The following is a 16,336-nucleotide window of genomic DNA, read 5'->3' as shown; positions in this document are numbered from 1 at the left end:
TTTCTTTCGCTTTTTGACCGATCCTTGGGTTGAGCGAATGAGTCGATTCAGTTTCTTATGGGTAAATTTTTTATGATTCGGTTTCTTAATCTCTCAAATAAATAAATAGCGATACCGTATTTAGCAATGAGTTTTTTATCTGCCTCTTTATGTCCTTCATTCAGCACACTTTAATATAGCCAGCCTCACTATTGTTAGTGTTCTTACTATTAATGTCACTGCCTTTAACCTTTAACTAAAACAACTAAAACTCTTACCCATTTCGGTTAGAAATGCATCAGATTCATCAACTTCATAAATAATAGGTTGCTTGCCTTTAATATCTTCTTTCAATGCATCTAGCAGTTGCTGTTTGGCTGTAATTCTACGATAACCAGCACCAAAGCCTGCGGCTAATGGCTCAAAATTCGGCGTCTTAATATTAACCCCGATCAGTGGCAACCCGCCCTCCTCCATATAACGACGAATCTCGCCATAGCCTTGGTTATTCCACAGCAGGACAATTAACGGCAGCTCAAGCTCAGCGGCGCAGATGAGCTCGGCAATCGTAAACTGAATACCACCGTCGCCAATCAAGCTAACCACCGGACTGTTTGAGCCAATCATAGCCCCAATTGCAGCAGGCAAACCATAGCCTAACGTGCCAAATCCAGTCGATGAGTTAAACCATCGACGCGTTGCCAACGCTTCAAAGCCAAGGTTGCCGCTATAGACAGGCTGGGTCGAATCACCAACAAAGATAACGTCTTCTACCTCATCCCGAATCAGCTGCAGCAGCGCATTTTGACCCGCAAAATCTGGTGTCATGTTTTCTATAAGTGACTGTTTTGCATCAGCTACTCGCGCTACTGCTTGATGGTTTAACGCCTGATCCTCTAAACGGTTACACAGCCCACTGATAGCCACTTGCGCATCGGATAATACGGCGATATCGGCTCTAAAAGGACGCTGCAATTGCTGAGCATCGCAGTCAATGCGAATCAGCGTGCCATTGATTTTAAACTCACCATTAAAGAACACGTCATAATCAGTCTCACCCAGCTCAGTGCCAATGGCTAATACTAAATCAGCCTCGCTAATAACAGCACGGCCGGTATCTAATGACTGATTGCTACCCAAACTCAACGGATGATTAGGTGGTAGCAACCCTTTAGCATTGATGGTCAAAAAAGTCGGTGCATCGATAAGCTCTGCCAGTTTTTGTGCATCATGGTCGACATCAACACAGCCACCACCATAAAGAATCACGGGATTCTTTGCGGCTTTCAAAGTTTCAACAATCAAATCTAATTGCGCAGGATTGGGCAGCGGTCGCATCACTTGCGGAAAGGTCAAGCCATTCGTATTATCTTGACCTTTTGCAATATGACTCAAGCTAGGAGGCTTGGCGACATGACTGGCATTGGCGGTAATCACATCAATAGGTAGCTGGATATGCACGGGGCCCGGACGCGCGCCATTAAACAAAGCAAAAGCTTCGGCGATGACTTTCGGTAATGCTTCAGGCTGCCAGATGGTTTTGCTGGTGAGCGCTACCTTACTAACCATACCTTGTTGGTCATGTAGTTCATGCAAGTGCCCTTCACCACTACCGGTATCTTTTACCTTATTAACACTAGATATCACGAGCATCGGGATAGAGTCAGCCAAGGCTTGCGCCATAGCAGTCATGATGTTGGTCATACCGGGACCAGTGATAATAAAGCAGACGCCAACTTTGCCAGACGCACGGTAATAGCCATCAGCCATAAATCCAGCACCTTGCTCGTGACGCGGTGTCACGTGGCGAATACTGGTACTCGGTAGACCTCGATATAGCTCGACCGTATGGACACCCGGAATACCAAATACCGTCTCTACCCCATAATACTCTAGCCATTGCACGAGCAGCTCACCGCAGGTCAAAGACGGTATGGCTGGTGCTGAAGCAGGCGTTTGCATCATTTGCGTCATGAGTTAATCATCCTAAAAATTCAATATCGTATAAAAAAATCGTTAAGTCTAAACTACAAACCCATATCACCCTATTAACAAAGGATAAATTTGGCGAAAAGATAACGAATGATGATTAATAGACTGCTTTGACCTTATCGTCGTAGCGGACGCCTGGCAAGATACACAGCATCTCAAACAATAAGTTCGCGGCTAATACAGAGGTATTACCAAATGGGTCGTACGGTGGTGACACTTCTACTAAATCACCTCCGACGACATCAAGGCCACGCATACCGCGAATAATTTCAATAGCTTGCGTCGAGGTTAAGCCACCGATTTCAGCCGTTCCCGTACCCGGTGCAAATGCCGGATCAATACCATCGATATCGAAACTTAAATAGACAGGACCGTCACCAAGCTTTTCACGGACTTCTGCCATCAATGGCGTCAGCGACTTATACCAACACTCTTCGGCAGGAACCACGCGAAAGCCTTGTTGGGTTGACCAATCAAATTCTTCAGCACTATATCCAGTGCCACGCAGACCAATCTGTACCACACGATTACCATCGATAAGGTTCTCTTCGACAGCACGGCGAAACGGCGTACCATGAGCGATTTTTTCGCCGAACATCTCATCATTGATATCTGCATGCGCATCAATATGTACCATACCGACAGGGCCATGTTTTTTGGCGAGTGCACGCAGAATAGGCAAAGCAATGGTATGATCGCCGCCCAATGTCAATGGGATAGCACCATGATTCACGACTTTTTCTGTATAGAACTTTTCGATGATATCGATACTTTTTAAGAGATTGAAGGTATTGATAGGTACGTCGCCGATATCAGCGACTTGTAAAGACTCAAAGGGTGCCGCGCGAGTGGCAACGTTATAAGGGCGAATCATGCGTGATTCATCGCGAATCTGGCGAGGGCCCAATCTGGCACCGCTACGGTTTGACGCCCCAATATCCATAGGTACACCAACGAAAGCCACGTCTAATCCTGCTGCATCAGCCTGAGTTGGCAGGCGCATCATAGAAGCAAAGCCGCCAAATCTTGGCATGTCGTTGCCGCTCAATGGTTGATTGAATTTCATAATTCACATCCTTGTTTTATGTCGTCGAAATAGACAATTTGTTATATATCAATTTTTATATGACTCTGACAATACCTAAATATCGGTAGGCAGACCATGGTAAAATTCAGAAGTAAACTTCTATTTTTTCGTAGTAAGTTAGATTTAATCGTTATTATTAGAAGTTTTATAAAAGTTTTGGTCAAGACAATAGATACGGGAACATAACTTTCGATGTTAGATGAATTGATAAAAATAGACATCAAAACCTTGCGTAGCTTTATGGCAATCGTGGAGTGTCAAGGCGTGACCGCCGCTCAGTCGCGCTTAAATGTGACGCCCTCTGTCATTAGTGGACATTTAACCCATTTAGAAGATCGCTTGGGTATGACGCTTTGTCATCGTGGCCGCGCGGGTTTTAAGCTGACAGAAGATGGCGCTGCGGTTTACGAGGCTTGCTTGAGTTTTACCGAAGCGGTGGCCAGCTTTCAGCATCAACTGCATTATATTCGGCAATTGGACTCGGTGCGTGGCGGTCATATCCGACTGTGTCTCATTGATCAGATGCCGACGTCTTTTTATGATGCCTTGCGCCAGTGCTTGGCCTCTAGTTACCATGACAATCCACTCATTCATTTTTCTATCGATGTGCAAAGCCCTGAAAGCATGCTGGAGAAGCTGCTGAGTAACGAGAGTGATATTGGCGTGGGTTATTTTGGTAGTTTTCCACCATTACTCACTTTTCAGCCAGCATTTATTGAAAGACAAGTCGTCTGCTGCGGACGCGAGCATAAACTGTTTTATGAGTCAGAAGGCTTAAGCTTTGAGGACTTGGAACAAAACCATCCATGGATAAAACGAGGGTATATTACTGATATGAGCATCAATCATGTCCGCCCCAAGACGTTAAGCGCTACCACTTATCATATGGAGGCAACCGCGCAGCTGATTTTGGCAGGTCATCATGTTGGCTATTTGCCTAATGATTTAGCCAAACGTTATGAAGAGATGGGGCTGATGAAAATACTACTGCCCAATGAGGCCAGTTATGAGGTCAAGCATCATTGGGCTTACCGAGAAAACCTGCACAAACAAGTCGCCGACTTTTTAAGTCAAATGATGCGTCTTTTATTAGAAAACGCACCGAATTGATTTAGAAAAAACACCGAAGTGATAAAAATCTCCTATAAACCAGTTTACGCTGCTGGTTGCTCCTGACGCTTTAGACCAATGGTTCTGAGCTTGCCTTGATCATCGACTTCTTTGATGACTAATGACCATTCGTCATTGATGGCAACGGTATCTCCTGATACTGGCGTCATAGCTAAGCTGGCTTTGACATATTCAGCAACCGTCTGCGACCACATGCTTTTTTCGTCGTCTTTAGGTTTGGACTTAAGTTTATCGACCAAAGATTCGGGGGTCATGACACCAGTCAAGAATGGCAAGTCGCCAAGCTTGACGCTAGGTGATAGTAGCCAATCGCCATAAAAGTCATCGATGGCTTTTCGGTCTAATGTTGTATCATTGAATATCTTAGCAATCTGGCTGGCGTGATCACCGCGCATAGCATACCAGACACTGTCTCCAAATTTGAGCTTGGTATTATCATCGACAATCACAATCTGCTGCCCACGTACCAAAGCAAAAATACTAATCTCATCAGGATTGACGCGATTAGAGATACCCCTCGGATGGCGGCCAATGGCAAACGCCCCTGACTTCACTTGAAACTGATATAACGTAATACTCGCCTTGTCCGACACCCAAACCTCATGTTTTTCTTCTGGGTCTTTATTATTCGGAATACGTACTTTGAATAAATCTGCCATAAAGGGAATGGTTGTACCTTGCAAAATCAAAGATAAAACCACCACGCCAAAAGCAATATCAAACAGCATAAAGGCGTTGTCTATCCCTGCCATGACAGGCAATATCGCAAGAGTAATAGGCACAGCGCCACGCAAGCCCACCCAAGAAATAAAGCCAATCTCTCTGTCTTTAAACTTAAAAGGCTTCACGCTGGTATAGACCGCGATGGGACGGGCAATCAAAATCATAAAGGCGGCAATGGCGACCGAGTAATACCAAACATTGAGGACGTTCGATGGCGTGACTAATAAACCTAAAACGACAAACAGCACTGCTTGTGATAACCACGCAAAGCTATCCATCACCCGCATGACGTGTTCGGTTGAGCGCACTTTATGGTTACCTATCAGCACACCAGTAAGATAAACGGCTAAAAATCCACTACCACCGATTAAATTGGTCGCTGCAAACACTGCCAAGCCAGCCGACAGTATCAAGATGGCATACATACCCTCTGCCAGATGTACCTTGGGCAATAATCGGGATAAGAAATAACCGAATAACAAGCCCATCCCTAGCCCAAAGCTCAGCTGCTGTAGCAATAAAACTAAAAAGCCAAATACTGTCTGACCATCAGGATCAACATTCAAGGCGATAAGACCAGTAACCAATAAAATAGCTAAGGGATCGTTGGCACCAGACTCAAGTTCAAGCGTTGCTTGTACACGGTCGTTAAGCTTGACGCCGCCATTACGTAATAGAGAAAATACCGCTGCTGCATCGGTTGAGCCGACAATCGCTGCCATCAGCAAACCAAAGCGCCAATCGACATCAAGCAGCCAAGTGACAAATACACCTAGCACCATGACCGTGACCAACACACCCCACGTGGCCAGCGTAATCGCAGGTTTTAGCCCTACTCGAAACGATTTAAAGGACGTACGTAAACCACCATCTAGCAAGATACAGGCTAAGGCGGCCTGCCCTACGAAATTGGCTAGCGCATATTGAGAGAACTCAATACCCAAGATACCCTGCTCGCCTGCCAACATACCCACTATCAAAAACAGCAACAACAATGGTACACCTAAGCGCGCCGACAATGTACTCGCCATGATACTGGCGAAAATTAGTACTGCGCCTACGAGATACAGGATATTTAAGGTATCCATTTTTTTTGAGCCCTATTTGTTATTATTAAGAATAGTAATTGATTGCGATGGGGTTTTCGTTATCTTGCTGTTAGTAGATATTACACCAGTGAGCCTATCATAAGCGGCCATTATTCAAAATATGAATGACAATTATTTGTAATGATATTAGCATCACCATCAGAACTAGCAGCCAATACTAAATCAATAAAAAAGACTTCAATAAAAAACGCTCAGATATTAAGGTGAAGCCTATAAAATGCCATTGCTGTGCTAAAAGAGTTTACGTCTTAATATTACTTAACCTTGAATGTATTGCCATGTCAGTACTAGAATAGCCGCCGCAACCGTCCAAGCGGCCACACCTAATAGCAATGCCTTGTATAAGCTCATATAACTGATGCTAAAAAACACCACAAATGTATAAATCAAATGCGGTATGACGCCAAGCATACTGAATATCAGCGCGACCTTTAAATCAGCGGGACTGCGCTCAGTACCGACGATAAAGTGACTGATTAACGTAAAAGTGGGGAATAGCGGTGCCAATGCCGCCAGATAGAAGAATTTGGTCTGCGCAAATAATTGAATGAGCAAAACCATCAAAGCGCCAATAAGCATTTTTAGCCAAATCACGACGGGGTCATCTCCTATGGAATGATAAGGGCTGGAAATAACCCAATCTACCATGATACTAAAGTCTGCAAACCGACATAAGAGCAATAACTGATTAATTAATCTATAGGATAAAAAAGTGCAAGAAGCCCCATTTAGCAACATTGCTAGATGGGGCTTCTTGCACTTTTTTATGAAGCGAGTTTTTTATTAATTACTCAATCATTTTTTGGCTTCAGCGCGGCACTGATGTCGGCCAGTAGTGGCGGGATATCATGCTTACCAGCGATGACTTCCAACATAACCAGCTTGTCTTTGGCGGCAGCTGCTTGCTTGAGAGCTGCTTTTAACTCACCCGCTGTCTCTGCTTTTAGTAGCAGACTATTATCATCAGTAGCACCAAACGCTTTTGGCATCAGCTGCCAGTCACATTTAGGGATGTCGTTATAATACTGGTTTTCACCATGAATCGCCCGCTCAACGGTATAGCCGTCATTATTAATCAGTACAATCACAGGATTGACCCGCTCTTGAATCATGACCGCAATCTCTTGAATGGTTAATAATGCCGAGCCATCACCAATCAGCAAAATACTACGCTTATGCGGCGATGCAATGGCCGCGCCTAAACTCGCCGGCAAAGTATAACCGATAGAACCCCACATAGGCTGTCCATAAGACGTCACGCCTTCTGGCAGACGCACATCACTGATACCAAAATAGGCAGTACCTTGTTCAGAAAACACCAAGTTTTTATCATCAAGCGCATCAGCGATGATATGCCATAAGTCATCTTGACGGATAGCCTCATCATCCTTGCCATGTTGCTCATGCGGCTTTACCTCTTCACAGAACTGCTTTGGCACAATGTTAATATCTGAAGTCATCACCTCATGCAATGTTTTTAGAGCATCTTTTAGGGCAATGGGTGCAAAGTTTCTGCCTGCGATACTTGCACGCTCATAATGCAGGTCAACCACCACATTTTCATCAATATTTTGGCTAAAACCCGCTGTCGTCGTATCCGTATACTGCACGCCAATCTTAATCAAACACTCACAGTTTTCGACCATATCCTTAACGACGGGACGCGATGCCACGCCTGCATAAGTCCCTGCCCAACGATCACTGTTTTCGTCAAGCAAAGTTTTGCCCCACGATAGCGTCGTATAAGGAATATTGGTATCGGCAAGCAACGCTTTTAACTGCTTTTGCAGCCCTAAACGATGCACCATCAAGTCTGCCATAAGCGTAGTGGTTTTGTTTGGCAGAAATTCTATTAGCGCTTGCTTAAAATCATCTAACGCCGCTTGACTGGTGATATCTTCTTCACTATCGACAAGTTTGGTCGTCGGCGGATAAATGGGCGTTTTTGCAACATCTGGTGATAACAGTAAATAACCGGGACGATGCTTTTTAAGAATCAGACGAATAACCCGATCAATCTCAGAAGCAGCATTTTCAGGTGTAATGTGCGCGCGCGCCACAGTCACCGGCTCGACCATTTTAATAAAATGGTTAAATACCCCGTCACCCAAAGTATGATGAATCCTGCGTTTGGAATCTTGCAATGCTGTGCTTGGTGCGCCGACCACATGCAATACCGGTGCATACTCTGCAAACGAGCCTGCCGTTGCATTAATCGCTGACAGCTCACCGACGCCAAAAGTCGTTACCATAGCGGCAAAACCACGCTCACGTGCATAGCCGTCAGCTGCGTAGCCTGCATTCAACTCATTGGTGTTACCCACCCAGCGCAATTTATCAGAAGCGATAACATTGTCTAAAAATGTTAAATTAAAATCACCGGGCACACCAAATATTTCAGTGGTACCCGCTTCAGCGATTCGATCAAACAAATAATCAGCGATGGTATATTGTTGACTCATTTCTTATCCTTTGACTTATCATTCTAAGTATTGTTGGTTTTTAATTTGATTATGACTAACTATAAAGTACATCCCAGCTTATTTATTTAATGCAAAGCTTTTGGAATGCATATTATAAGAAATTGTTATAACATACATTTATGGCCAGATAACATACCTGTCTTACTAACTTTTACTTTTTTCGTCATAGGTGTTGACACTCTTAAAAAACTGCGTATAATACGCCTTCATCAACTAACGACAGTTAATTGATAATCAGCGGGAATAGCTCAGTGGTAGAGCATAACCTTGCCAAGGTTGGGGTCGAGAGTTCGAATCTCTTTTCCCGCTCCAAATTAGCTTGAATAAAGCGCAAAAGCCTCACATCTCTTAATGGGAGATGTGAGGCTTTTTTTTGTCTATTTTTAGGGGATTACGCAGAGCACCTATGATATTCAAATATGGGCGGACTACTGGGCATACAATAATAAAGGCGGCTTTATTAAGCACGTAAAGACGCTTTGCGAGAATTATGAGCTTAGCGCATAAATACAATTTGAGATGATTTCTCAACGCTATGCTCACTTAGATGATGTTGTATGTAAATACTATGGTTATAACTATCCGATTGAAGTACACATATACGTCAGCATGATTTTTAGCAGACAGATAAGTACCAAGAATTAAAAAAGCCAGACAACTAAGCTGTCTGGCTTTTCTTGTGTGCATCATCTATTAAAAACAGTTTAAGGCTTCTATGCCACTACAGTCTCTAACGCTTACGTCCTATAAAGCACTTTAACCACATGCCAGCCAAATTTGGTTTTTACTAAATGCGGGGTAAAGAGTTCACTGTTGAAGCAGACTTTATCAAATGCTGGTACCATGTCGCCTTTTTCAAACTCACCTAAGCTGCCACCTTTTTTGCCTGATGGGCAGGTGGAGTGTTTCTTAGCCAGTACATCAAACTGCGCGCCTTTTTTGAGTTTGGCAATAATGTCGTCAGCCAATGCTTTATCTTTGACTAAAATGTGTAATGCGCTAGCGGTGCGAGCCATAACGTAAACCTTCATAAAATATTGATTATCAGGGCATTATATCACTACTTACTTTGGTTTCTCACCTAACTTGACTGCGCTATTTTATCAAAAGCCATTATCTACACAGGCTATTTTATAAAGCGCTGAGTTCTTTTATCCAATTTTTCAGGTTTGGAGGGAATTTCAATGTTAGCTCATGTAAATAAATTTTTAATAAATGGACAACCATTAAATGAACAGAAAACAGGTTATCATTACTCTTAAAATGCCCTGTATAACAATGCATAAATACCCATTAACAATTAACCATTAGGAAGAATCTTATGGCAAAATTAGAATCCAACATCGAATTAGAAGCCGCAGCATTCCGTCGTTTATTGGCTCATTTGGACGAGCGTAAAGACGTACAAAATATTGATTTAATGAACCTTGCTGACTTTTGTCGCAACTGTTTATCCAAATGGTATAAAGCAGCTGGTGAAGAGCGTGGGATTGACATCGACTACGAAGACGCGCGTGAGCTTGTTTATGGCATGCCCTATTCTGAGTGGAAAGAGAAGCATCAACAACCAGCAACACCAGAGCAATTGGCACGCTTTAACGACATTGAAGCCGCCAAGAACGAGTCCAATTAAGAGTAATTGTAGTTGCTCTCAATCAATGAATCAATATTGATTGAGAACAACTATAAAAACGCTAAGCAATACTTGGAATACAATCAAGCGAGGCCGCTAGTTTAGCGGCTTTTAGTTTATCTGCTCTCTAAAGACTTGAGCATACTATTAAATACTTTTGTACCTTGTTTTTGCATTTTACGATCCAACGCCCATCCAATTAATGGCACAACTATTCGACCTTCAGACAGCCAAGTCACGTGTGTAGTTCCGTCTCCTAAATCTTTTAGATCAATCATGCCTTTGTTATGTTGCATTCTTATAGGTTTAGATTTTTCGATTTTGTATTGCATATGGGTGGGACGCTCAAACGCCGTAATGCGCTCCCATACTTTAAAGGTGCCCGTTTGTACTGATCGTAAAGCGCCAACGCCATTGCGTTCCTCGTCACCTTCAGTCAACAATTTAGCAGTACCTACAGCTTTAAATAATCCATAGCTAGCGTGGTCACTTAGTGCTTCAAAAACCTCATTAATCGGTTTTTTGACAATGCGTTCTACTTTTATCTTGAACATAATATTATCTCATTAAGGTTAAGATTATTTAGCTTATTGCCATTTCATAAATGAATAAAGCAATCAAACTTTAAGTTATCTGGATTTTTATACAGTATCTTTTGTAAAACGCTCTAAACCAGTCAACAACTAAAAGTCAATCTATGGCTTTGAAGACTGTTACCGCTTAGAGCCTCGACCTTTTGAAGGACGCTTGCCACGTGCAGTAGGTTTGCCATTGCCACGAGATTTATTGCTATCACCAAAAGGACGCTTATCTTTAGAACCTTTCGGCTTTCTAGCACCATCCTTTGAGTGTTTGGTACTTCCCTTTGCGGCGCTCGTTGGTTTTGCAGATGATTTTGGCTTTGATGAGCTATCAGTGCGAGCTTTTTTTCGAGGCGCATTCTGAGACTTCTTGCCCGATTTATTGTCCTCTGAAGAAGACGCTCCTATAGACTTCAGTAAAACAGACAGCTCTTTTTCGGTCAAATCTCGCCAGTCTCCAACGGGAATTCCCTTAAGACTGACATTCATAATCCGTGTACGTTCAAGCTTCACCACTTCATAGCCAAAATGCTCACACATACGGCGAATTTGGCGGTTCAAACCCTGAACTAGCGTGATGTTAAACACGGTGGGTGCGACCTTAGTAACCGGGCATTTCTTTGTCATCTGCCCCAAAATAGGCACACCACCGGCCAAACCCTCGATGAAACTATCGGTGATCGGTTTATTGACCGTGACCAAATATTCTTTTTCGTGATTATTTCCAGCACGTAATACCTTATTCACCAGATCGCCATTGTTGGTCAAAAAGATTAAACCTTGGGAGTCCTTATCCAAACGACCGATGGGGAAAATACGTAAACTATGTCTCACAAAATCGACGATGTTGTTTTTCTCAGAGCTCTCGGTGGTGCTGACAATACCTACTGGCTTATTCAACACAATAAAAACAAAATCATCAGGCTCTCGTGGCTCAATAAGCTGGCCGTTAACTTTTACCGCATCTCCAGCGACTACTTGCGCGCCTACTTGAGCACGCTTGCCATTGACGTACACATTACCTTGTTCAATAAAGCGGTCAGCGTCGCGTCTGGAGCAAATACCGCTTTCGCTGATGTATTTATTTAAACGAGTCGAGGAAGCGTTAAACATAAAGCACCGTTTTACTTAATGAAAGGCTTTTCCTGCTAAGAAAAAAACCTAAATTGAATGAATAATTAATAACTGGATGGCTCGTATTATATAGGAAACTCAGTGCTCATTTGTATCGTCGCTTTTAGAAAACAAATTGACTTCATATATCAAATTGAAAGCACAGAGCAATCAAACCCACCCTTCTTCCAAAAGCTGCTCGGTGTTACTTATTTTGAATTCATGATATAAATTGAAGAATACCGCAGGGTCTTCAATGTTATCGAGCAACTCGCGTTTATTAAGCGCCACAAACATCGCCAGCGCATAAGCGGCACAATGAATAGATTTTTTGGGATTAAACTCACGATCAGTAAAGGCCTGATATTGCATGACTTCCTCATGCAGATGCGGGTTTTGCTTTAGGGCATTGATATACAGCCAGTCATAAAATGTCGTCAACGGCTCTACGCTCCATTCCATGCCAAAATAATTATAGCCAATCAGCTCACCTGAAGTTATTAAGCGCTCGTCCTTTTTGGCTTGTCTTGGCGGCACACTTAGCAAGTCGATATAAGGGCCACCATCCTCAAAAACCATACTGCTTTGAAAGGCGTTTTCGACACTATATTGCTGCCCATCTTGCTCATTCGTGAGCTTTAAGCTCAATGGACTGAGCGGAAAACTCAATTTATTGCCCGATTTACTCGATAGCTCTAGGACATGACTAAAGCCATACTTTTTACGAATGACTTGATGCATATCATTAATGGATTTTTTCTTTTGGCGACTCGCAAACCCCACATGCCGCTCAAACCGAACCATGTCCGTTTTGACCAGATTATCACTGTTGGTTCTCGGCATGAATACGGGTTTATGTTCTACAGCATCTTGTCTTTGATCCACAGGGTTCTGTGTTTGTTGCATAGCAATGTGCCTTATATCAATAATCTTGTATAAATGTTCTTTTGTAACGGCTTTTTTATAACAGCTTTGGCATAAACAGTATTTTAAAATAACTGTCATGCGAATTTAGGACATACCCTACTCTTAGCGCTTGCTACCTACTCAGCAGCATCTAATAAGGTGTTAAGCTCGTCCACCATGGCATCGTCTATGATGTTGTCCTCAACATAGCTCACTGTCTCATCTATAGTGTTCAGATCCATTTCTCGAATACCTAAGCTGGCTAGCTGCTTATTGATCGAGTCTAAACTGTCATTCTCTTCGGTATCGTCCAATAGATTTTCTTCGAATCTGCCTCTAACGAACCAGTACATTTTTTCTAATACGGTTTCTTTTTTGGTCAAAGTAGAATAACCGTCACCATAAATGAACAAGTTAAAATGATAAGGTATCTCTACATCGTTAATGAAAAAGGTGCGCTTGCACTCTAGTGTATAAGCTTGAATCTCTTTGTCTTCAGCGTCTAGGTCTTCAATACCTTCATCATTTTTATTGTCTTCATCATATTCAATCACTTCTTTTACCAACTCGCCTAGAATTTCATAGCGCCCTGCTTTGACCTTATGATTATAAATGATAGAGGACTCCGCGATTGCGTCAAAAATAATCGCACTGACGTCTAACGTATGATTGTCAATATCATAAAAACTCTTTAGCGCGGGTAAAAACTCGGTCAGCTTTTCTTCAGGTACTTGAATGAGAAACTGCTGCTCGTATATTTTAATCATGTCTTCAGGAGCATAAGTGTTAGCAGTATCAGTCTCGTTTCTACCAGTCGGCTGCAAAGGTAAAAAATTATACGGGTTATTATTGCTCATTCAGGACGGCCTTTTTATTTGGAGGTACTTTGTTAAATTTTTATTGCTGCTAATTGCTATTAGATAATAAGTGATACATAAAATACCGCTCACACTCTGGCAGCTCACACTCTGGCAGCTCATACTCAATGCTATCAATAATCTCATTACGCTGTTTAATGATAAGTCGATAACCACTAATTACCAATGACTAATCACGCAATTATACGGCAGGTTACCATTATACGTCTTATAGTGCTCGTCGATACACTTTTACCCGTACAGTTTCGCCTTAGGAGGCCAAATACTGCTTTTAACCATGAAGCGTGGTTATATCCACTAAGCATCTCGTTAATAACGCACGTTCATCTTAATGAACCCTTCTCGTTAAACACTTAGGGTTAAGAAGGAAACAACACCACATCATCCTCTTCCTGCCAAGGCTGATACTTGCTCATCGCTTGCAGGAATAATGGATGCGCCAGCCAATATTGCAGCCAGCGCTGTAGATTTGGGTAAGGTAGATCATAAAAAACATCGCGATCCACATGTGCAAACTGACGGACAAAAGGCATGACGCCAATATCGGCAATCGTTATGCTATCGCCTAGCAAATAAGGGTTTTGAGTCAGCAATTCTTCTAACACCTGTAAAAAGGCTTCACCCCGTTGTCGATACTCTGTCTGGGTCATCTCAGGATGACGGTCGGCGTATTTATAACGATCTAGCCAATGTTTAAATTCGTTATCGTTTTTATCGATCAGAGCGTTGGCCTGTTGCAAAACCTCTGAATCCAGCAACCTTTGCGGATCTTGCTGCTCAAGCACCCACTCCATTATCTCTCTACTCTCTTCAATCACCCTACCATCAGCCAGTTGCAAAACAGGCACTGTAGCTTTGGGACTTATCGCTAGCATCTGCATCGGTTTATTTTTGAGCGTTATCTCCCGCAGCTCCACTTGTAACTCAGCGAATAAGATGCCAAGCCTAGCACGCATGGCATAAGGACAACGACGAAAAGAATACAGGCGATGCAGTGGAACAGTCATAATATCTCTCACAGGTAACTCAAAATCAGGAAAGAAGAATAAAAAAGACCTCGCCCCTAACTCAAAGCAAGGTCATTACTTTAGCATTTATTTATAAGAACAATAATCCCAGACCAATCACAACGCCACTGACAATCAACACGATGACACAAAAGCCCATGATATCTTTGGCTTTTAGTCCAGCGATTGCTAAGGCGGGCAATGCCCAAAATGGCTGGATCATATTTGTCCAAGCATCGCCCCATGCCACCGCCATGGCAACTTTTGCAGGGTCACTACCAAGCATTTCTGCCGCTTCCAACATAATCGGCGCTTGCACTGCCCACTGTCCACCGCCTGACGGGACAAAGAAGTTGACGAGTCCTGCACTTAAGAAGGCAAAAAGTGGCAACGTGTCTGCTGACGAAACGCTGACGAACGCTTCTGACATAACAGCTGCCAAGCCAGACGCCGTCATCATACCCATAATGCCTGCATAAAACGGAAATTGGACAATAATTGCGCCTGCGCCTTTGACCGCTTCTTGCACGGCAATCAAATACTTGCGCGGTGTTCCGTGAAATATGATGCCAAGGAACAAGAACATAAAGTTGACCAAGTCGAGCGTCAATGCAAAGCCGTTTTGCACAAAATAATAGATGATAAAGGCTATGCCCATGACACCGATAACCATCGATAGTATCCAGCTGTTTTCCAAACGCTCTGCTGGTGTCATGGCTGATTTTTCTGGTAGTTCCTCAATGATTGGATCAGCCAACACTTTTGGATCCACCGTCACCGTATCTTCTTTTTTTGGCATCATCAGACGGTTTAGTAACGGCACAATAATAACCAAGGCTGCAACGATAATTAAATTATAACTCGCAAAGATAGTCGCACTCGTCGGAATAATACCAATTTTATCAACGAACGGATGGCCTTCTGTGGCAATCGATAGAGGAATCGATCCCGAGAATCCGGCATGCCAAATAATAAAACCAGAATAAGCACTGGCAATCAATAAGCGGTAATCGACATGTTCAACACGCTTCGCTAATTCTTTGGCGAATAACGCACCGATGACCAAGCCAAATCCCCAGTTGATCCAACTCGCTGCAAGCGAGACTAAGGTTACCAAAATAATCGCACTACCGGGCGACTTGGCAAAGCCGGCAAGTTTGCCCAATCCTTTTTTAAATATTGGGCTGCTTGCCAATACAAAGCCAGTGACGAGTACCAGTACCATCTGCATTGAGAACGCGAGTAATGCCCAGAAGCCCTCACCCCAATATGCCACCATCTGTACCGGTGAAGAATCGGTTAGACCTAAGCCCATACCAAAAATCACGACGGTTAAGATAATGACAAATAAAAATGGATCCGGTAAGTATTTTTCCATCAAACTATTCGAAAAACGCGTGATTCCCTTCATTGTAAAACTCCCTTTTTATTGAAAATCGTCCCTTACTTCTAACGCTAATGTTACCTCATTCTTCCTTTATATTCTTACTCATTCAGCAAGAATTAGCTCTTATTACGCTGTATTAGCGTCTAAAATCTTCTGTCTCATTAGTTAACAGAAAAAGTCTTTGCAGAGCGATATCGCTCTGCAAAGACTTCTAATGATCAACAACAGTTATCAAAATTTTTTATAAGCTCTCATAGTCTTTGATAATCTGTCAGATGCAATCAATAAATAGATAATATTTAAACTTTTATTTTTTCCACGATAAAC

The 16,336-nt window shown here is 42.8% G+C and carries 14 protein-coding genes and 1 tRNA gene; 3 read left to right on the top strand and 12 right to left on the bottom strand.

Annotated elements, in window-relative coordinates:
• Window positions 1–231: 231 nt before the first annotated feature.
• Complete coding sequence (locus tag CXF65_RS10810) at window positions 232–1,953, bottom strand: 5-guanidino-2-oxopentanoate decarboxylase (protein ID WP_101212051.1); 1,722 nt, start codon at window positions 1,951–1,953, stop codon at window positions 232–234.
• 115 nt (window positions 1,954–2,068) lie between these two features.
• Window positions 2,069–3,037: an agmatinase gene (gene speB, locus CXF65_RS10805; protein WP_101212050.1), complete on the bottom strand. Its 969-nt coding sequence runs from the start codon at window positions 3,035–3,037 to the stop codon at window positions 2,069–2,071.
• A gap of 213 nt (window positions 3,038–3,250) precedes the next feature.
• Here speB and CXF65_RS10800 point away from each other — a divergent pair, with 213 nt between their 5' ends.
• Entirely contained in the window at window positions 3,251–4,168 is a 918-nt protein-coding gene (locus tag CXF65_RS10800; RefSeq protein WP_101212049.1) for a LysR family transcriptional regulator, read from the top strand.
• A gap of 44 nt (window positions 4,169–4,212) precedes the next feature.
• Here the strand turns inward: CXF65_RS10800 and CXF65_RS10795 are convergent, their stop codons facing one another.
• The 3 genes from CXF65_RS10795 to CXF65_RS10785 form a co-directional block, all read right to left on the bottom strand.
• Window positions 4,213–6,000 carry a potassium/proton antiporter gene (locus CXF65_RS10795; RefSeq protein WP_101212048.1) on the bottom strand — a complete coding sequence of 596 codons (1,788 nt, stop codon included), beginning with the start codon at window positions 5,998–6,000 and terminating at the stop codon, window positions 4,213–4,215.
• Window positions 6,001–6,279: 279 nt separating this feature from the next.
• Window positions 6,280–6,615 (bottom strand): GlpM family protein, encoded by a 336-nt coding sequence (locus tag CXF65_RS10790; protein ID WP_227523255.1) that lies wholly within the window; start codon window positions 6,613–6,615, stop codon window positions 6,280–6,282.
• Window positions 6,616–6,812: 197 nt separating this feature from the next.
• On the bottom strand, window positions 6,813–8,483 hold the full coding sequence (locus tag CXF65_RS10785) for an alpha-keto acid decarboxylase family protein (protein ID WP_101212046.1): 1,671 nt from the start codon (window positions 8,481–8,483) through the stop codon (window positions 6,813–6,815).
• 258 nt (window positions 8,484–8,741) lie between these two features.
• Here CXF65_RS10785 and CXF65_RS10780 point away from each other — a divergent pair.
• Window positions 8,742–8,816: transfer RNA gene (locus CXF65_RS10780), tRNA-Gly, on the top strand.
• A gap of 425 nt (window positions 8,817–9,241) precedes the next feature.
• Here CXF65_RS10780 and ppiC read toward each other — a convergent pair.
• Window positions 9,242–9,520: a peptidylprolyl isomerase PpiC gene (gene ppiC / locus CXF65_RS10775; RefSeq protein ID WP_025650870.1), complete on the bottom strand. Its 279-nt coding sequence runs from the start codon at window positions 9,518–9,520 to the stop codon at window positions 9,242–9,244.
• A gap of 305 nt (window positions 9,521–9,825) precedes the next feature.
• Between ppiC and CXF65_RS10770 the strand changes: the two genes are divergently transcribed.
• Complete coding sequence (locus tag CXF65_RS10770) at window positions 9,826–10,137, top strand: DUF1244 domain-containing protein (RefSeq protein ID WP_025650869.1); 312 nt, start codon at window positions 9,826–9,828, stop codon at window positions 10,135–10,137.
• Window positions 10,138–10,253: 116 nt separating this feature from the next.
• Here CXF65_RS10770 and CXF65_RS10765 read toward each other — a convergent pair whose 3' ends face one another.
• The 6 genes from CXF65_RS10765 to CXF65_RS10740 all read right to left on the bottom strand — a co-directional run bounded on the left by CXF65_RS10765 (window position 10,254) and on the right by CXF65_RS10740 (window position 16,033).
• Window positions 10,254–10,691, bottom strand: a complete 438-nt coding sequence (locus tag CXF65_RS10765; RefSeq protein ID WP_101212045.1) for an SRPBCC family protein — start codon at window positions 10,689–10,691, stop codon at window positions 10,254–10,256.
• 159 nt (window positions 10,692–10,850) lie between these two features.
• On the bottom strand, window positions 10,851–11,831 hold the full coding sequence (rluF, locus tag CXF65_RS10760) for a 23S rRNA pseudouridine(2604) synthase RluF (RefSeq protein WP_101212044.1): 981 nt from the start codon (window positions 11,829–11,831) through the stop codon (window positions 10,851–10,853).
• A 171-nt stretch (window positions 11,832–12,002) separates the two neighbouring features.
• Window positions 12,003–12,716 carry a DUF6977 family protein gene (locus tag CXF65_RS10755; RefSeq protein WP_025650866.1) on the bottom strand — a complete coding sequence of 238 codons (714 nt, stop codon included), beginning with the start codon at window positions 12,714–12,716 and terminating at the stop codon, window positions 12,003–12,005.
• 158 nt (window positions 12,717–12,874) lie between these two features.
• The gene (locus CXF65_RS10750; protein WP_025650865.1) at window positions 12,875–13,594 is read right to left on the bottom strand and encodes a hypothetical protein; all 720 of its coding nucleotides are present in this window, start codon (window positions 13,592–13,594) and stop codon (window positions 12,875–12,877) included.
• 380 nt (window positions 13,595–13,974) lie between these two features.
• Complete coding sequence (locus tag CXF65_RS10745) at window positions 13,975–14,622, bottom strand: glutathione S-transferase (protein ID WP_101212043.1); 648 nt, start codon at window positions 14,620–14,622, stop codon at window positions 13,975–13,977.
• 91 nt (window positions 14,623–14,713) lie between these two features.
• Window positions 14,714–16,033 carry a short-chain fatty acid transporter gene (locus CXF65_RS10740; protein ID WP_025650863.1) on the bottom strand — a complete coding sequence of 440 codons (1,320 nt, stop codon included), beginning with the start codon at window positions 16,031–16,033 and terminating at the stop codon, window positions 14,714–14,716.
• Between the last annotated feature and the right edge of the window lie 303 nt (window positions 16,034–16,336).

The organism is Psychrobacter sp. Sarcosine-3u-12 (assembly GCF_002836005.1).
Classification (GTDB): Bacteria; Pseudomonadota; Gammaproteobacteria; order Pseudomonadales; family Moraxellaceae; genus Psychrobacter; species Psychrobacter okhotskensis.
Note: the sequence above shows the minus strand (reverse complement) of the source record. Positions and strands in the feature narration are given on the sequence as shown.

What these genes read in the sequence shown, in the direction of transcription:
- CXF65_RS10770 (WP_025650869.1), top strand. Translation starts at nt 9,826, where the DNA reads ATGGCAAAATTAGAATCCAACATCGAATTAGAAGCCGCAGCATTCCGT.
- CXF65_RS10795 (WP_101212048.1), bottom strand. Translation starts at nt 6,000, where the DNA reads ATGGATACCTTAAATATCCTGTATCTCGTAGGCGCAGTACTAATTTTC.
- CXF65_RS10750 (WP_025650865.1), bottom strand. Translation starts at nt 13,594, where the DNA reads ATGAGCAATAATAACCCGTATAATTTTTTACCTTTGCAGCCGACTGGT.
- ppiC (WP_025650870.1), bottom strand. Translation starts at nt 9,520, where the DNA reads ATGGCTCGCACCGCTAGCGCATTACACATTTTAGTCAAAGATAAAGCA.
- CXF65_RS10745 (WP_101212043.1), bottom strand. Translation starts at nt 14,622, where the DNA reads ATGACTGTTCCACTGCATCGCCTGTATTCTTTTCGTCGTTGTCCTTAT.
- CXF65_RS10810 (WP_101212051.1), bottom strand. Translation starts at nt 1,953, where the DNA reads ATGACGCAAATGATGCAAACGCCTGCTTCAGCACCAGCCATACCGTCT.
- CXF65_RS10740 (WP_025650863.1), bottom strand. Translation starts at nt 16,033, where the DNA reads ATGAAGGGAATCACGCGTTTTTCGAATAGTTTGATGGAAAAATACTTA.
- CXF65_RS10800 (WP_101212049.1), top strand. Translation starts at nt 3,251, where the DNA reads ATGTTAGATGAATTGATAAAAATAGACATCAAAACCTTGCGTAGCTTT.
- CXF65_RS10765 (WP_101212045.1), bottom strand. Translation starts at nt 10,691, where the DNA reads ATGTTCAAGATAAAAGTAGAACGCATTGTCAAAAAACCGATTAATGAG.
- CXF65_RS10785 (WP_101212046.1), bottom strand. Translation starts at nt 8,483, where the DNA reads ATGAGTCAACAATATACCATCGCTGATTATTTGTTTGATCGAATCGCT.
- rluF (WP_101212044.1), bottom strand. Translation starts at nt 11,831, where the DNA reads ATGTTTAACGCTTCCTCGACTCGTTTAAATAAATACATCAGCGAAAGC.
- speB (WP_101212050.1), bottom strand. Translation starts at nt 3,037, where the DNA reads ATGAAATTCAATCAACCATTGAGCGGCAACGACATGCCAAGATTTGGC.